At 59.2% G+C, this 13,415-nt stretch carries 10 protein-coding genes and 1 pseudogene; 5 read left to right on the forward strand and 6 right to left on the reverse strand.

Translation table 11 applies throughout. The features are described from left to right. Nucleotides 1-37 precede the first annotated feature (37 nt). Together IPK32_04525 and IPK32_04530 are read right to left on the reverse strand one after the other, a co-directional pair. Nucleotides 38-511, reverse strand: a complete 474-nt coding sequence (locus tag IPK32_04525) for an NUDIX domain-containing protein (protein ID MBK8091262.1) — start codon at nucleotides 509-511, stop codon at nucleotides 38-40. Nucleotides 512-516: 5 nt separating this feature from the next. After that, nucleotides 517-1,041: a peptidoglycan endopeptidase gene (locus IPK32_04530; protein ID MBK8091263.1), complete on the reverse strand. Its 525-nt coding sequence runs from the start codon at nucleotides 1,039-1,041 to the stop codon at nucleotides 517-519. Nucleotides 1,042-1,194: 153 nt separating this feature from the next. Here IPK32_04530 and IPK32_04535 point away from each other — a divergent pair, with 153 nt between their 5' ends. The 3 genes from IPK32_04535 to ruvC are packed head-to-tail and all read left to right on the forward strand — an operon-like array spanning nucleotide 1,195 to nucleotide 2,971. Next, entirely contained in the window at nucleotides 1,195-1,890 is a 696-nt protein-coding gene (locus IPK32_04535; protein MBK8091264.1) for a hypothetical protein, read from the forward strand. 20 nt (nucleotides 1,891-1,910) lie between these two features. Continuing rightward, nucleotides 1,911-2,393 carry a hypothetical protein gene (locus IPK32_04540; GenBank protein ID MBK8091265.1) on the forward strand — a complete coding sequence of 161 codons (483 nt, stop codon included), beginning with the start codon at nucleotides 1,911-1,913 and terminating at the stop codon, nucleotides 2,391-2,393. A 17-nt stretch (nucleotides 2,394-2,410) separates the two neighbouring features. Further along, entirely contained in the window at nucleotides 2,411-2,971 is a 561-nt protein-coding gene (ruvC, locus tag IPK32_04545; protein MBK8091266.1) for a crossover junction endodeoxyribonuclease RuvC, read from the forward strand. 178 nt (nucleotides 2,972-3,149) lie between these two features. Here ruvC and IPK32_04550 read toward each other — a convergent pair whose 3' ends face one another. The 3 genes and pseudogenes from IPK32_04550 to IPK32_04560 all read right to left on the reverse strand — a co-directional run bounded on the left by IPK32_04550 (nucleotide 3,150) and on the right by IPK32_04560 (nucleotide 9,159). Further along, a complete protein-coding gene (locus tag IPK32_04550) occupies nucleotides 3,150-6,857 on the reverse strand; it encodes a S8 family serine peptidase (GenBank protein MBK8091267.1) in 3,708 nt (1,235 codons plus the stop codon). Nucleotides 6,858-7,686: 829 nt separating this feature from the next. Then, a pseudogene (locus IPK32_04555) lies at nucleotides 7,687-8,023 on the reverse strand (phosphotyrosine protein phosphatase). A gap of 20 nt (nucleotides 8,024-8,043) precedes the next feature. Next, complete coding sequence (locus IPK32_04560; protein MBK8091268.1) at nucleotides 8,044-9,159, reverse strand: SGNH/GDSL hydrolase family protein; 1,116 nt, start codon at nucleotides 9,157-9,159, stop codon at nucleotides 8,044-8,046. Between the two features lie 105 nt (nucleotides 9,160-9,264). Between IPK32_04560 and IPK32_04565 the strand changes: the two genes are divergently transcribed. Next, nucleotides 9,265-9,576: a protein kinase gene (locus IPK32_04565; GenBank protein MBK8091269.1), complete on the forward strand. Its 312-nt coding sequence runs from the start codon at nucleotides 9,265-9,267 to the stop codon at nucleotides 9,574-9,576. A 120-nt stretch (nucleotides 9,577-9,696) separates the two neighbouring features. Then, complete coding sequence (locus IPK32_04570; protein MBK8091270.1) at nucleotides 9,697-11,844, forward strand: discoidin domain-containing protein; 2,148 nt, start codon at nucleotides 9,697-9,699, stop codon at nucleotides 11,842-11,844. Between the two features lie 18 nt (nucleotides 11,845-11,862). Here IPK32_04570 and IPK32_04575 read toward each other — a convergent pair whose 3' ends face one another. Next, nucleotides 11,863-13,407 carry an arylsulfatase gene (locus IPK32_04575; GenBank protein MBK8091271.1) on the reverse strand — a complete coding sequence of 515 codons (1,545 nt, stop codon included), beginning with the start codon at nucleotides 13,405-13,407 and terminating at the stop codon, nucleotides 11,863-11,865. Nucleotides 13,408-13,415 lie beyond the last annotated feature (8 nt).

The raw sequence follows: 13,415 nt of genomic DNA on the forward strand, positions 1-13,415 counted from the left end.
TGATGACGATCGCGTGATTCATCACACCATCCCCATCTTACGCTACCGGCTCCACTTGGAAGAAATCTCGCATCACTTGGCGATAGACAGCTTGCTTGAATCTCGGAGTCCAATCCAGGCGGAACTCACTCGGCAAAATCCAGCGAAAGGTCGCAAACTCACGGTGAGTGGCATCGAGATGGATGTCTGCATCCGTCCCGGTGTAGCGGCAGAGATAGTAAGTCTGCTCCTGGCCACCGTAGATGCCGTACTTGAGTCGGCCCTTCGGGAAAGCATAGCGATAGCCGCCTTTCACATCGAGGATGCTCAGAAGATGCTTTTGGACACCGATCTCCTCCTCTAGCTCGCGGAAGAGAGCCTGCTCATGCGTCTCCCCATCATCCACACCGCCTTGGGGGAATTGCCATGCACCAGCGATGTTGATACGCTCGGCCACCAGGATCTTACCATCCTCACGCTGGAGGATGGCAGCCACATTGGGTCGATAGAGGATGGGATTTGCGTGGAACATAGGAATCACAGGCCCTCCGGGTGTCGAATGCTGAAGCCCTTGATAGGACGGCTACGCTCACTCCAGCGTGGACCACGGCTATCATGATCACTGTAACCCGTATCAAAGCGCAACCCGCAGATTTCACAGAAAGCGTGTCCATTCTTCGCATAGACGGTAATCCAGTCGCCCTTGCCTTTCTCACCGAATTTCCGCAGCGCAGAGGAAGTGGTCGGCTCATCGAGCATGCCTGCCGCATGCAGGATGTAGGAGACAGAGCCAGAGCAGTCATAGGCACTGTCCTCGAACTTGGCGTGGCCACCGCCCCGGCGATACGGCTTGCGGCAGATACGGTTCGCCGCAGAGACAGCCCGTAGCACAGACTCAGGCGCATCAGCAGGAGGGACGGCCTTCCCACGGATGATGAGGGCCGTTTTTCCTGGATTTTCCTCATGCTCCCACTCCTTGCCCTTCTGCGAGGCACATTGACTGAGCAATGCACAGCTTAGGACAGTGAGAAAAAGGGGGTGGCAGAGGCGAAAAAACGGCATGGAAGTCCCCCTCTTAGCGGAAAGCTGGCCCAGGATCAAGCAGCGCGATCCCTTGCCCCAAAAGGCCACCTCTGACGATGTGAATGCGCCCTTGCCACAATGGGCCGAGCTTGCATCATGCGGAGACTTTCTCCGACCCCATTTTTTACGACCATGCGTGCTCCTAGCCTCTTACTCCTCACCGCCATCCTGAGCGGCATCCTGCTGCCAAATTGCAGCACGGTGAAGAATGTCGTCTCCCACATCCCGGTGCCCAAATTGCCGAAAATGAAGCTCCCCAGCATGAAGAGCGTCGCCAAGCTCATCCCCGGCATGCCCGACCGCGATGAAGTCGATGTCAATGACCCACTCGTGCCCTTCAACACACGCAATCCGCTCCAACCCGGCCACACGCTGCGCTTGGAAGTCTATGAAGGCTCACGCGACTCAGATCGCGTCTTCCGTGGCATCGTCATGGTCGATGATGAGGGGAATCTGCCCCTGAGCAACCTCGGCACCGCACGCGTCGGTGGGAAAAGACTGCCCCAGGCCGTGGAGTCCATCGGCTCCATCTTCCGTGTCTCAGCACGCACCTCCCGGCCTGTCACCGTCCACATCATGTCCGTGGAAAACGTCCCTGTCATCGGCATCAACGGCGATGTACAAGCTCCAGAATACATCCCAGCCTTCGAAGACATCACCGTGCGTCAGGCCCTGACCATCACAGGAGGTCGCAAGCTGAAATCCAACGCACGCGGCGTGTACATCAGCCGCGAGGGCACCAAGCGCTTTTACAGCAGCCTGGAATCCGCCGAGCGTGCCTGGAGACTACGCCCCGGCGACATCATCACGCTTTCCCCAGACATCTGAGCCTCTTTTTTCCCGCAGACATGATCGAGTACTATGGCGAAAACCCCGCCGCGAATCAAAACCCCTGGTCGGCACTCTTTAAAACCATCGCCATCCTACGCATCGGCACCGGCGTGATGCTACTCAGCCACCACGGCGTGCGCATGGTCATAGCAGCCTATCAGTTCCTCTGGAAAGAGCAGCCCTGGGAGCTCGCACGCCACTTCACCGACGCCGGCGTGCCCTGGGCACACCTGACCACCCCCGCCGCCGCACTGCTCGTAGCAGCAGTGGGACTGAGCTGGACCGTGGGCTTCCTCACTCGCTTTTTCGCCATCGTTTTCCTCCCCTTCATCATCACCGTCATCCTGATGCTGCAAAAAATCGGCTCTCTGCATGTCGAGGCCGCATGGCTCTATGGCTTCATCACCGTGACACTGCTCCTCTTTGGCTCAGGCGCAGTCTCGCTCGACAAACTCTTCCACATCGGCGGCCAGCTCGTGCACCCACGCCGTGGTCGCTGATTCACAACACCCACAGCATGGCACGCCTCCTCCCCAGCCCTGAGCCAGCGGCCACACCAGCAGGCGCACCACGTCGCGTGCTCGCCATCGACCCCGCATTGCGAAAAACCGGCTGGGCCATCGTCGAGACAGACGCACGCGGCACCCTGCATGCGCTAGCCTGGGGCGTCATCGTGAACAAGCCCGCACTACTGCCCAGCGGCTGCCTCGTCGCCATCCGGGAGCAGCTTTGCGATGCCATCCGCACCCACGCCCCAGACGTCTGCGCCATCGAGAGCACCATCTTTGTGCAGAGCTATAAAACGGCCATCGTGCTCGGCACCGCACGCGGCGCAGCCCTCATCGCCGCCGCAGAGCACGGCCTAGCCATCTACGAATACGCCCCGCGCGAAATTAAACAGGCCGCTGTAGGCCGTGGAGCCGCACAAAAAGAGCAAGTCGCCTTCATGATGCGCTCCATGCTGCGCCTCCGCGAGACCCCACCCGCCGATGCCGCCGACGCCCTCGCCGTCGCCATCACCCACTTCCAAAATCAAAGTGCCATGCGCATCACCGACCGCGAAGCAAGGCGAGTGTAAAGAAAACCCCAATCACCTCAGCACCAGCGCCTTCCCAGCTAGCCAAAGCAGACCTAGCACGCTGCCGATGAGCAGTAGGGCAGCGACGAGCGTGAGGAATCCTGGGAGCAGCGGTTTGGCGCGGCGGCGGGTGCGTTGAAAGGCCATGCTGGGCTGTTAGCGCGGCACGCGGCTTTGCTCAAGGCGTCAAAGTGGCTCGCAGCATGAGAAATTTCCGCCCTTCGGTCCACGGCACTCGCACGCGGTAGTGATTGCGCCCTCCCGTTTGGGTCACGAACTCGCCCACGCTGTCCGTCCAGATCGATAAGTCGCTGGAGAGCCGTGGTGTGAGCACCACGTCCGTCTTGCTTGTCTCGATGCTGTATTGAAACCACATTTCCGTGCCCTGGGGCTGATTGGAGAGCGGATTTGCAAAATCATGCACCAGTGGCGATCCACCAAAGGCATACTCTTCCAAGTTCGTGCGGCCATCTCCATCAAAATCAATCTCCGGCCCGGTGAGCAGCGCATTGCCTTGCTGTTGGCTGGAGAAGCTGTTGCCGATCCACTGCGAGTAAGGCGGCCCAGAGGCCAAATTGGGCGTGTACTGGATGTTATCGAGCCATGCGGCATCCAGACCGACTGAGTTGGTTTCGTTTTTAATGTAGCGCCAGCGCAGCGCATGCTCACCAGCGGGAATACTGTGTGTTCGCGTGGCCCAGAAGGTGTTGCCCTGGGGATTCGTGTTGTCGTAGCCGCTGATTTGGTCCTGCACGGTGTTATCGATCTCGAAGCGAAAAAAGTCCGCATTCGGCTCTGAAAATACCGTCCAGGCAAAACTCACCGTTCCAGGGCCGAGCACTCGCGTCTCGATCACGCTGCTACGTCCATCATCGAGGAAAAAGGGGCTGATGAGCGCATCGACACCATCGACCGTGCGTCGATCCTGCATGATCCAGGAGCCGGAGCCAGGCATACCCCAGGTGAGATTGGGATTATCCAACACGGCTCCGAGGAATGCCTGCTCGCTATCCACCGCGACCTGATCCACCCACAGTCGGTCCGAGCCGCCATCGTAAAGATCATCTTTGGTGTAATTCCACCTCACGGTGTGGATGCCAGCAGGCACAAAGAAGCCCAACCGACGCCAAGCATGCTCACCGTCGCTGTACCAAAGAACTTCGTTATCAATGGAGAAGCGGAAGAAGTCATACCCAGCCTCGGACGATAGCCGGAACCAGAAGGAGATGAAGGCAGGACCGGTCACGGTTGTTTCGAGCCAACTCTGTTCGTTATCGGCGATATTTCCACTCTCAGCGGCATCAATGAGGTCGTGCGTACTCGTCGCTGGTGTGATCCACGGCACATTCCCGCCAGTGGTAAAGACCAGCTGCGGAGCATCCAGTGCCTGCGCTAGCGCGGAGGCGACGCTGCTCACGGTGAGAACGAGCGTTTTGCTATCTGTGCCATCGGCATTGCTGGCGCTGATGGTTATATTAAAGGTGCCAGCCACACTCGGCGTGCCCGAGATCGCCCCCGAGCCCGAATGCACGCCCAATCCCGCTGGTAGTCCCGTCGCTGTAAAAGAAGTCGGCGAGTTTGTGGCGCTGATTTGGTAATTAAACGGCACATTGAGCACCGCCTGCGCAGTAAGTGCACTGATGAGGACCGGCGGTGTGGGTATACGTGGTCCCACATTCAGAACGAGTACCGCAGTGCCCGTACCGAGACTGTTGGTAGCTCCGAGAGTGATGTTGTAGCTACCTGCTGCCACCGGCACTCCACTGATGAGCCCACTCGAGCTCACGGTCAGCCCAGTGGGCAATCCGCTGGCAGAAAACGACTGCGGATTCTGCGAAGCGGCGATCTGGTAGCTGATTGCGGACTCCACATTGCCACTGGCACTCAGCGAGCTGGTGATCGCTGGCGCTGCGGTGGGCTGTGCGATATTCGTGCCGAATAGAGTCAGCGTGACACCCGTGAGTGTGCCGGGGCTGCCTACCACGCTATCGCTGACGTTCACGAGCCAGTTACCCGCAGCGTTTTCGCCCCAATGCCGCACGCTGGAGAAGGTCCAGTCCATATTCAGGTTCGAATCTGCTGCGTGTGCTGAGAAAAGCGTGCTCGTCATGCCAGATGGAGAAGTGAGCGTGATATTGAGATCACCGCGCCTGCCGTGGGTGGCGGCGACATGCACCGTCGCGTGCTCCACTCGCATGAGCACGCTGCCGGGGATGGTGAAGGTGCGCGTGGTGCCGCCTGCGATCCCATCGGGAATCGCCACGCTCAGGCCCGTCTGTGCCTGCTGCTGGGTCGTCATGGGGCCGAGATTCGTCCACGTCGCAGTCTGATTCACCGCAGCCTGCGCATTGACCATGCCTGCGCCGTAATCGTGGTTGAAGTGGAAGCCTGCCGCATTGTTCACCCAGCCGGTATGCGTGGGATTCACTTTGGAGGCACTGCGGATGAGGATTTCCTTCACATCACGCCAGCCTAGCTCTGGGCGGCTCTGCAACAGCAAAGCCACCGCACCTGCCGCCAGCGGCGTGGCAGATGAGGTGCCGCCAAAGCTGTGCGTGTAAGCACCATTCGTCGTCGTCGTGGTGATGCCGCGATGCCCCACTGCGCTGTCATTCGATGGCGCGGTGACGAGGATATTCGCACCCGGCTCGGAGTAGGTGCTGCGCACGCCGCTGTCATTTAGCGCACCCACGGCGATGGTGTAAATCGAGTTCGCATAGCCATCGTAATTGGAATTGTCCTGCGCGGAGCCACCATTACCGCCGGCCCATAGCCAGATGTTGCCTTTGCCACCGCGGCCAGTGGTTGCGGCATTTTGCAGCGCGGCTTTCACCAGCGGACCAGCGTCATTAAGATCGCTCCCATCATCTGCGGGGCCCCAGGAGTTGCTGTAGAGATGGATGATGTCATTCCTCCAAGTAATAGCCTCCGCCTCTTGGGCATCGCTCACACTGCCAGCGATGAGACGCAGCCCGACCAGCGTGGCCTGCGGCGCAGCACCAGAGACGCCCGCGCCATTGTTGCCACGCGCACCGGCCACACCAGCGCAGGCGGTGCCGTGCGTGTCACTACTAGGATTGCCTGTGGGATCATTGGGCGTGAGATCATTCCAGTCGTGGTCATTCACCGTATCCGCGTTCGGTGCCAAGTCTGCGTGCGCTACCTCCATGCCATCATCGACGATGCCGATGCGGATACCATTGCCCTGATAGCTGTCCCAAACGGATGTGACATTCGCGTCGATGCCAGCCACGCCAGGCGACTGCCCCGTGTTGCGCAAATGCCACTGGTAGCCCGGATTTCCAGCCAAGTAGCTAAAGTAGGTATCATTCGGGACGAGCCTGCGCGGGCGAATGCGGGCTAGTTGCGGCTCCGCAGCCAGCACTCCTGGCATCCTGCGTAAGGCATCCAACTGAGTAAGAGCCTCCCCTGCCCCGCGAACGGTCAAAAGGACGTAACCAGGCGCAAAAGTCGGTTTTTCGACCTTCAAACCCCCGACGGCTTTCAGAGCCAACGATGCATCAAAGCCCTCTCCCACTCGCAAGAGCACCTGACGTGTCAAAACACGCCGCGTAGCCTCTGTGCGCGGTTTCCCAGCCTCATAGAGGATCAAATCGTGCGCACCGCCACCTGCTGCCGCTTCTGCCTCACGAGCGAGTTGGCACATTTCACCCAGGTTTTTGGCCTGACGAGCCGTGCGGCCTTTTTTCGCTCCCTGAGCCTCTTTGGACTCCAGCTCATCGAGAGCCAAATCGAAACCGCGCACTTTCCCACCTTCCTGGATTTCAAACACCCTCCTTGTCTCCGCCGTCCCCTGTGCCAAGACACGACCGGCTGACCCGAAGGTCAGTAAACAGGCCAAAAGCATGCTAAAACGATTTCTCATGAACAGCGATGAGAAAGCTACGAGCGGCCCCAAGTTCAATCAACCCATTTACTCGCAGGCCACGCGGCACTTGATTGCCCGCTAACACCAGCCCATTGCCAAAGCTACGCAGCTCAAGCCCTCGCCCGCAGGTCCGCAGGCAGCCTAGAACCCATATACGCAACAGTATCTTCGACATTTTCCCTGGCTATTTGTATGGCTATTATCGGTGTCCAAGACTCAGCGATGCGCAGGGCGAGGAGAGGCTGTTTTGGCATCTGCGGGTCCTGTATAGCAAGGTGTTTGTAGGGCAGTTGCAGGAGGAGTTTGCGGAGCTGAGGAAGCGTGGGGCCAAGGGGCTGGTGCGGTGGAGTTGCTTAAGAGGCGGCTTACGAAGTGGTACAACAAGCGGCACAAGTGCAAGGGCACGCTGTGGATGGATCGGTTCCGCAGTGTGTTGGTGGAGAGCAAGGGGGACCCATTGCTGGCAATAGGGTGTGCCAGCGCGGGATCTGCCGGGTTACGGGTAGAGATATGGGTGTGACTGATTGGGTAAAGAGTGGAGCGAGGGAGGTGTATCGGCAGATGTTGTTTACGACGGGGCGAGAGGTGAAACGGCGGATTAAAAGGCAGTGGCTCGACGTGGAGTTAGCCGCTAGAAGGCGGAGGAGGTTTTGACGCAAAAGGGGCGGCTATCGCTGGGTGAGCTGGCGCACTCGCGGGTGCGACATTTCACGGAGGTGGGAGGTGATAAGAGCAAAGAGTTCGTGAGCGAGTTTTCTCCTCAGAATCGAGTGTTGTATAGTCCCTCGCAAATGTGCGGCACTCGGGGGATTCCTCAATGAACCCTTCATGGCCGCAGCTCTTCGATGACTGGCTCTGTCTGCTCGCGCAACAAACGGACAGGTTCCAGGGTCCATGTATTCAAAATCGTCTGGGATACCCAATACGACGATCTCGCGCTCATGGAGCGATTCTCGGAAATCCTGCCGCAAACGCCGCAGATGCTCCTGCTCCATGACGAGGACCACATCTGCCCACTCCAGCAGTGCCGCGCTGACTCTCCGCCGGGCAGAGGCACTGGTGCCAGCGGAGCGCACGGTCACACGCGGATCATCGCGGTAGAGAGCCTCCGCAGTGGGGCTGCGCCATTGATTGCGTGAGCAGATGAAGAGCAATTTTAGCATGGTCTGAGTGCCTGGGGAGCTCATTGATAGCGGGATTTCAGCCAGCAGTAAAAACTGGTGCCGATCTGGGCGTAGCCGGTGGCATTCGGATGCACTCCATTATTGGCCGGATAGCCATCTACTGGATCGAGATAGAGCTCTGTGGGCACGAGATGGATGTTCTCTGCCTCGCGACCACCGAGCCGCTCCAGCATGCGGCGGACGAGCCTGTGCTGGATGCGCTTCCATCCCCAGCGGGTGTATTTGTCTTTGTAATTCGCTTCAAAGGCGACCTGACGCGAGTTTGGCGGGGTGGTCAGGCCTACCGCGAGCACGGCCTGAGGTGCTGCCTGGCGAAAGGCCGCGAGGAGCTTCTCTGCCTGAGTGAGCACTTCGGTGATTTTGGCATCTGGGGAGTCAGGCGCTGCTCCAAAGCAGTCATTGATGCCGAGCAGGAAGGTGACGACATCCGGCGGATGCCCCGAGGCATGCTCTTTGAAATACCGCGTGAGGTCAAAAACGGGCTTCTGAGCTGCATCAGGGTAAATGAATGGGCTGGTGCTTTTTTTGGCTAGTGGGCCAGCGGTGATGCCCGGTGGCTGCGGCGTGTATTTGGTCAAAAAATCTGCCCATTTCCATCCTCCATAGCCCTCATGCGCTACGCCTGGTTTTGCAGATGCGGGGATGTGTGTGCCGATCATGCTCCAAGCCGGATTCTCAGGTGTCGAGAGCCAGCGTGCGAGTTCATTGGGGTAAAGGGTGGCATGTGTCAGGCTATCTCCGAGGATGAGCATCCGCAGTGCCTTCCCCTGCCCTGCATCACGTCGGGAGACACTCAGCTTGGTGCTGGCACGGGCGAGTTCTGTGCCAGCGGTATCGCGCACGATCACTTCGAGCGGATGCGTGCCGATTTCTGCATCTCCGGGCAGCATGGACCAGCAGCGCGGCTCTTTTTTACCGACCGCACAGCGGTACTCGAAGCGATACGCCTCGGGTGTCTGGGTGAGGATGATATTGTCATCGTAGATGGATAGCGGCACGCCAGACACAGCGTGCACCACAGGCGGCAGCGTGAGCTGGAGATCCTCCGCCTGCATGTGAACAGGCAGGAACGTGAGCAGAAAAAAAAGCAGAGGCTTCATGCAAGAGGTACGCATCCTGGGCGGTGGAAATTCTGGCCTTGAGGAACATCGCGCTTGCCAAGGCAGGGGCGCATGGGCTTTGCTCTATCGAAACATCTTTTCAACTCCTGCGCTGACGGCATGGCTGAACGTTACAAAATCTACGAAAAACTCGGCGCCGGCGGCGTCGGTGCGGTCTTCCGGGCCTACGACAGCCAGCTCAAGCGCTGGGTGGCCGTGAAGCGCCTCATGTCAGCCACCGAGACGGCAGAGGATAAATCCATCGAAGCCGAGCTACGCCGCGAGGCGGATACCCTGGCCTCCCTGCGTAATCCGAACGTCGTCACCATCTTTGATGTAGCCAGTGATGCAGAAGGACTCTTCATGGTGATGGAGCTGCTCCAGGGAGAGGACTTGGCCGATGTGGTGGGCCGTGGTCCCCCTACCCTATGATGACTTCAGGAGCCTGGCCTCGCAGACGCTGGAAGGCCTGCTCGCAGCTCACCAGCACCACATCCTCCACCGCGACATCAAGCCGGAGAACATCAAGGTCGAGCGCCTCCTGGAGGCCGCATGCAGGCAAAGATCATCGACTTCGGACTCGCCCGTGCAGGGCTGCGTGCCCGCAAGCAGACGGAGGACCAAGAAGGCACCGTCATGGGCTCCATCTTTTACATGGCGCCAGAGCAGCTCAGCCGCGAGCCCGTGGATGAGCGCACCGATCTCTACTCCCTGGGCTGTGTCTTCTATGAAGCGCTGAGCGGCAAAAAAGCCTTCGATGGTGAAACGATGAACCAGGTCATCGATAAGCACCTCAATCACGACATCATCCCGCTCCACGTCATCGCCCCACATGTGCCGGCATGGCTGGGAGCCTGGTGCATGCGCCTGATGGCTCATAAGCCAGATGATCGTCCTACGGTGCGCAGCAGGCCATCGAGGAATTCCGCGCTTGGGAAAAATGCCCGCCATGGTCCCCTACATGCCCTGGATGGGCGTGTTCCCAGCCTACGGCAATCCAGCGGCCTCCCAGCCCATGACGCGACCGGCCAGATCCCTGGAGTAGCGCCAGATCCGGTCTATTATGAGCCCGTGGCAGAGGCCCAGCCCGTCTATGCCGAGCCTGTTTACGCAGAGCCCGTGTATGAGGCGCAGTCCTATGTCGAAACAGCGGCCATCACCACGCCACTGGCCCCTGCACCAGCCGCTCCGCGCCCTACTACGGCCTCAAGGCCGGTCACACCCGCTCCAGGTCGTCCCGCACGGCCCACTCAGCAGGCGGCATCGTCTGGAGGCAGTAAAAAATGGCTCTTCATCGGTATCGGAGCCGCCGCCGCACTCGGCATCGGCTTCTATTTCCTCAAAGGCGGATCTGGCAGTGATTCCTCTGGCCCGAAAGCTCCCTCAGACGCGGGTCCGCCGCCGAAAGTCTCTTTCCAATTGCCCATCGAACGCTCCTTCCCGCCAGTCGATCGGAATCTGGCGCTCTTCCATGTCGCCACGACAGGGACACTCTCCAACCGCAAAGGCTCCGATGGCAAACCATCCACCGCCAACACCAACGATGTCGTCATCGAATGGCGTGATCTGAGCGAGCGCGGCCAGGACAATATTTTCCGTGCCTCCGGCAATAAGTCAGACTTCGCCCCAAAACTCGTCACCTGGCCCCAGGCCACCAACGGCAGCGGAGGCCCCAAACCTGACCGCAAAGCGCTCGACTTCCACGCACGCAACGGCAAGCCCACCGCCCTCGCCCTTGTCGATCCGAAAACGGAAGCCAACGCCTTCCCCTTTGGCAAACTCACCGTCCTCGGAGACAGCGGACTCTGCGCCGTCGCCGTCTGCCAAGCTGATGCTGAAAAACTCCCCATGCGAGTCTTCAGCACCTCCAATGACCAAGGCGACAGTGCCACCATCCGCATCGACAAAGACAAAAACTACATCGCCGAGCTCAAGCACGGCAGTGACAGCGCCACTATCACCAGCAAAGACGTCAACGCCACCGTCGCGGGCTTTGTCATCCTAACATGGAACGCCAATGGCGACATCGAGCTCCGTGCCCGCGACGCCAATGAAAAAACCTTCTCCGGCACGGCCAAGCTCACCGCGCCTGCCTCACCCCTGAAAAAGTGCAACCTCGGGGCCACCAGTGAAAGCAGCGCTTCCGCAGATCAATTCAATGGCTACCTGGGAGAGTTCCTGCTCTACGCTGGAGTCCTCAAAAGCGACCAAATCCAGCTCCTGGACTCACGCATCCGTGATTACTACCTCCAGCGTCCACCACCCGCGCCGCTCAATACCCGACTGAAAACCAAATTAGCGCAAATCGACCCACGCAAGGCCTGGAAAGTCACTGCAAGCCACAAACCCACCGATGCAGGCCGTGCCATCGACGACAATCAATCCACTCGCTGGAATAGTGGCACCACCATGCGCGGTGGAGAGTGGTTCAGCATCGAGCTCCCCGTCGAAGCCAACATCGCCGGTATCGCACTCGATTGCCAAGGCAGCAAAGACGACTACGCACGCAAGCTGAAGGTGGAAATCTCCCAGGATGGCAAAACCTGGAGCCCGCCTGCTGTCACCCAGGAAAACCGCTCTGCACTGCACGAGATCGTCTTCTCCAGTCCGCAGAAAGGACGTTTCGTGAAGATCACCCAACTCGGCGCAACCTCCTCCAACTCCTGGAGCCTGCACGAAGTCGTGCTCTTCAAAAAGTAAGCCGCAGCGACTACTTCATCACTTCCCAGTGCCGAACTGCTTCCGGTAAATGCTGTGAAAGGGATTTTCGGGTGCTAGCGGGACCTTCTCATTCACCAGCATCGGCTGCACACTCTCCCACCAGGCGACATAGGCAGTGGAGAGCTTTTTCACCACATCAGGATGAGCACTGGCGACATCGGTTTTTTGGCCAGGATCAGCCTGGAGGTCAAAAAGCTGCCAATGGGGCGTGAGCGGCTGTGGACCCGATTTGGCGATGTTTTCACCAGGAGCGGCTTTGGGTGCCTTGGGGGCTCCTTGGCGCTTCGGAGCCTTGGATTTGGCCTTTGCGGCGTTTTCACCTCCAGCATTGACGAGTTGCCAGCGAGCGGTGCGCACGGAGCAGTTTGTGAATTGGTATTTCTGCGGATCAGCATCCTTCGGCCAGCGCCCGACGTGGGTGAAAAGCTCCCGATCCGCCCACTCCGCAGTCGGATTCTCTAGCAGTGGCACGAGGCTGCGGCCCTCAACTTGGCTGGTGAGCTTCCCTTCGATTTTCGCTCCAGCGAGTGCCGCGAGCGTGGGGAAGAAGTCAATGTGAGCCGTCAGATGCGTCACAGTAGCTGGATGGAGTGTGCCGGGCCAGCGCCAGAAGCTGCTCGCCTTGATCCCGCCCATCCACGGGCTGCCTTTGCTCGCCCGCAGACCGGCATTGTAGTGCTTCACACCGGCGGTGCCGCCATTGTCATTGATGAAGATGACGAGCGTGTTTTGCTCGATGCCCCATTCTTTGAGCTTGGCGAGAAGACGCCCGAGGTTCTCGTCGATGTTATGGATCATGCCATAGAAGTTCGCAGCGGCGTCATCACCAGGGACTTTATCCTTGAATAGGGCCGCATCCTGGGGACGGGCGATGTAGGGGCCGTGCGGGGCGTTCGTGGCGATATGGCAGTAGAACGGCTTTCCGGCATCTTTTGCGCCCTCGATCCATTTGGCAGCCTGGGCAAAAAACACATCCGTGCAGTAGCCTCTGGTCTTTTCAAAAGTGCCATTGTGCAGGATCGCAGGATCAAAGTAGGTATTACCCGGCGCATCGCCGCAGGAGCCAGGGTAGGTCTGCCCGATGCCGCCTGCACCGTGGATGAAGACCTCATCAAAACCACGCCGTCCTGGCTGATACTCCGGCTCGTCACCGAGGTGCCATTTGCCAAAGATCCCCGTGGTGTAACCACTACCCTGGAGCACCTGCGCCAGCGTCGTCGCCGTGGGAGTGAGTCTTTCCCGCTCTAAAATGGTGTGCGTGATGCCGTTCTTAAATTCATGGCGTCCGGTGAGCAGCGCGGATCGAGTCGGCGCACAGGTGGGACTGACGCAAAAGTCCTCAAAGCGCACCCCTTCTGCATGCAAGCGATCGAGATTCGGCGTTTTTAGGAGGGGATTGCCGTGGCAGGACACATCACCGTAGCCCTGGTCATCGGTCAGCAGGAAGAGGATGTTGGGCCTTTTCCCAGCCAGCCCAGCGGCTTGGCAGTAAAGAGAGGTGGCAGCTAAAAAGACGATCTGGGCGGCAATACGGAGCTTCATAGGGGATG

It is taken from the genome of Verrucomicrobiaceae bacterium (assembly GCA_016713035.1).
Lineage (GTDB): Bacteria > Verrucomicrobiota > Verrucomicrobiia > Verrucomicrobiales > Verrucomicrobiaceae > Prosthecobacter.

Coding starts and splice junctions, on each gene's coding strand:
- IPK32_04525 (MBK8091262.1), bottom strand. CDS start 511: ATGTTCCACGCAAATCCCATCCTCTATCGACCCAATGTGGCTGCCATC.
- IPK32_04530 (MBK8091263.1), bottom strand. CDS start 1,041: ATGCCGTTTTTTCGCCTCTGCCACCCCCTTTTTCTCACTGTCCTAAGC.
- IPK32_04535 (MBK8091264.1), top strand. CDS start 1,195: ATGCGTGCTCCTAGCCTCTTACTCCTCACCGCCATCCTGAGCGGCATC.
- IPK32_04540 (MBK8091265.1), top strand. CDS start 1,911: ATGATCGAGTACTATGGCGAAAACCCCGCCGCGAATCAAAACCCCTGG.
- ruvC (MBK8091266.1), top strand. CDS start 2,411: ATGGCACGCCTCCTCCCCAGCCCTGAGCCAGCGGCCACACCAGCAGGC.
- IPK32_04550 (MBK8091267.1), bottom strand. CDS start 6,857: ATGAGAAATCGTTTTAGCATGCTTTTGGCCTGTTTACTGACCTTCGGG.
- IPK32_04560 (MBK8091268.1), bottom strand. CDS start 9,159: ATGCGTACCTCTTGCATGAAGCCTCTGCTTTTTTTTCTGCTCACGTTC.
- IPK32_04565 (MBK8091269.1), top strand. CDS start 9,265: ATGGCTGAACGTTACAAAATCTACGAAAAACTCGGCGCCGGCGGCGTC.
- IPK32_04570 (MBK8091270.1), top strand. CDS start 9,697: ATGCAGGCAAAGATCATCGACTTCGGACTCGCCCGTGCAGGGCTGCGT.
- IPK32_04575 (MBK8091271.1), bottom strand. CDS start 13,407: ATGAAGCTCCGTATTGCCGCCCAGATCGTCTTTTTAGCTGCCACCTCT.